Raw genomic sequence first — 1980 nt, forward strand, 5'->3', positions numbered from 1 at the left:
GATGTGGGGGCCTCCGAGGTGGTTCGATTTTCCGCGATCACCCCGGAAAACCGACCTGCGCCAAGGTACCTGCCAGATAACAACCGTTGAGGACTATTTCGGCGGAAGCGTATTCAGGAATATTCCGCTTCTTTCTGATGCCGGATTGCATGGATCGGCGGCGTCTCCTCGGCTTCTGAAGACGACAGGGGCTTGCCCGCCGGAGGATGTCGGTGGCACCTGCGGATATGAGGAGTTCCTCGAAGCCCTCGCAGATCCCGAACATGAGTAACACGAAGACATGGTCCGTTGGTCAAGTGGATCCTTTGACCCGAACGACGCACAGGTCGACAGGATCACCGAAGACTTTGCACGGCTCGCGAAGAAATGGGCTCCGAGGCCCCGCAAGCCAAGAGAGACATGATCCACAGAATGACCGTATCGATCGCCCTCAAACGCCGTCGATCAGGATATCCAATGCACGCTTCAGCGCGTCGCGATGCTCGGCCAGAGATCCGATTACCTCTCGCAACTCCGCTCCCGGAACAGCCGCCAGTTCCTGGACACGGACGATCCAGGTTGTTCCTTCGGCTTCAACGGTCGGCGTCAACCCAGGGAACACGGCATAACGGTCAGCCTCGCGCAGCGGGGCCATGATGCGGGAGGACTCGATGTCGATCAGATCTGTCTGCAGATCCACAACTAGTTGCCCATCCCTCAATCGATAGAGATCGAATTGCGCCATCGTGATGGCGTCTTAGAAGCTTCTGAACCGCGCGAGAGGCAGTCCGTTCCGGGCAACCTCTTCGGCATAGGCATCGATCGCGGCCTGGTTTTCCTCGCGCCAAAGGCGATTGCGTTCAATCCTGGACGCCTCAACGATGGCCGCCTCGGCAAGACGCGACATATTGAGGCCGAGCCCACGAGCGGTTTCTACCACGTCAGCGTCCAGCGTCAGATTCACCTTAACACGCCCCATCGGAACCTCTCAAAATATACGCGTAAAAAAGGAGCATAAATCAGGCCATCTCCTATCAAAAGAAGAAACCCGGCGACATCGCCGGTGGCTCGCGTACTACCCGCCTCCAGCAGAGTCTCGGTACCGGAAGAACCTTTTCTCGCCGGAGCCGCCGCGACAAGGGACCGGTTGCTGTTGCAAGTACGTCGAAGACACCGGCATAATCGAGCAGGAAACCTACTTGGAAAAGGCTCAAAACTGTTCAAGCATACCGACCCATCTCTTCCATCTCTGAGCTTACAAGGACATATAAACCTATGACGATAAAGGCAGAGAACGCTCCGGTAGAGCGCTATTATCTGGGGATCGGTATTGCAGCCACAATGGTCTTCGCCCTTGTGCTTGCTGTCATGACGCTATCGAACGTGTCGGTGAAGTCTGCCCCTGGAACGGACAAGATTTACCATGTGTTGGCCTTTGCCGTCCTTGCCTTCCCTCTACCATTTGTCCGTCCAAAATTGACAGCAATGGTGGTGGTGGTCGCCATTGCCTATGGAGGCGCAATCGAGATTATCCAGCCGTTCTTCGGACGGCAGGCAGAGCTAGCGGATCTACTCGCAGATGCGGTTGGGACATTCATTGGAGCGACCTCTGGATTTCTAGCGTCAAGGTGGGCATTCTGGAGAATATGAACTGGCCCTTTGATTGCCTGATGTCAGCGCCCACCCACGTGACCATACTGCGCCTCTTCTACGGGTACGAAACCGGCAACCCTTATCGAAGGACAGCCCGGCTGGGAGCCGCCTCCAGGCCCCTTCTATTCCTTGGGAACCCTCTTGCCGGAAACACGAGAAGGCCGTTTTTCGGGCCACTCCGGGGCCTATACGCCCATCCAAACGACGGACCATCACTGCGCGACGGTCCGTCCGAAAAACCAGCGAAGCAGTTCGACCCGGTTGATGGCGGACTTTCAGCGAAGTTGCCTACAGCGATGGTATAGTCCCGGACGCCGCCATTCGGGTCTGGGATAGCGCTCTTCCATC

General features: G+C 56.8%; 4 protein-coding genes. 2 read left to right on the plus strand and 2 right to left on the minus strand.

Features of this window, described 5'->3' with window-relative positions; all coding sequences use genetic code 11:
* Position 1: 1 nt before the first annotated feature.
* On the plus strand, positions 2–271 hold the full coding sequence (locus tag AX756_RS25410; protein ID WP_163886674.1) for an IS1096 element passenger TnpR family protein: 270 nt from the start codon (positions 2–4) through the stop codon (positions 269–271).
* Between the two features lie 159 nt (positions 272–430).
* On the opposite strand, the gene AX756_RS24625 is transcribed toward AX756_RS25410, so the two are convergent.
* Both AX756_RS24625 and AX756_RS24630 read right to left on the minus strand, forming a co-directional pair.
* Complete coding sequence (locus tag AX756_RS24625; RefSeq protein ID WP_068318507.1) at positions 431–724, minus strand: CcdB family protein; 294 nt, start codon at positions 722–724, stop codon at positions 431–433.
* 12 nt (positions 725–736) lie between these two features.
* Positions 737–958, minus strand: coding sequence for a type II toxin-antitoxin system CcdA family antitoxin (locus AX756_RS24630; RefSeq protein WP_068318509.1), 222 nt, complete (start codon positions 956–958; stop codon positions 737–739).
* A 296-nt stretch (positions 959–1254) separates the two neighbouring features.
* On the opposite strand from AX756_RS24630, the gene AX756_RS24635 reads away from it, so the two are divergent.
* Positions 1255–1629, plus strand: coding sequence for a VanZ family protein (locus AX756_RS24635; RefSeq protein WP_068318512.1), 375 nt, complete (start codon positions 1255–1257; stop codon positions 1627–1629).
* The last annotated feature ends 351 nt before the right edge of the window (positions 1630–1980 follow it).

Origin of the sequence: Aliiruegeria sabulilitoris, assembly GCF_001558155.1 — a bacterium.
GTDB classification, from domain to species: domain Bacteria; phylum Pseudomonadota; class Alphaproteobacteria; order Rhodobacterales; family Rhodobacteraceae; genus Tropicimonas; species Tropicimonas sabulilitoris.

Coding starts and splice junctions, on each gene's coding strand:
- AX756_RS24630 (WP_068318509.1), bottom strand. CDS start 958: ATGGGGCGTGTTAAGGTGAATCTGACGCTGGACGCTGACGTGGTAGAA.
- AX756_RS24635 (WP_068318512.1), top strand. CDS start 1,255: ATGACGATAAAGGCAGAGAACGCTCCGGTAGAGCGCTATTATCTGGGG.
- AX756_RS25410 (WP_163886674.1), top strand. CDS start 2: ATGTGGGGGCCTCCGAGGTGGTTCGATTTTCCGCGATCACCCCGGAAA.
- AX756_RS24625 (WP_068318507.1), bottom strand. CDS start 724: ATGGCGCAATTCGATCTCTATCGATTGAGGGATGGGCAACTAGTTGTG.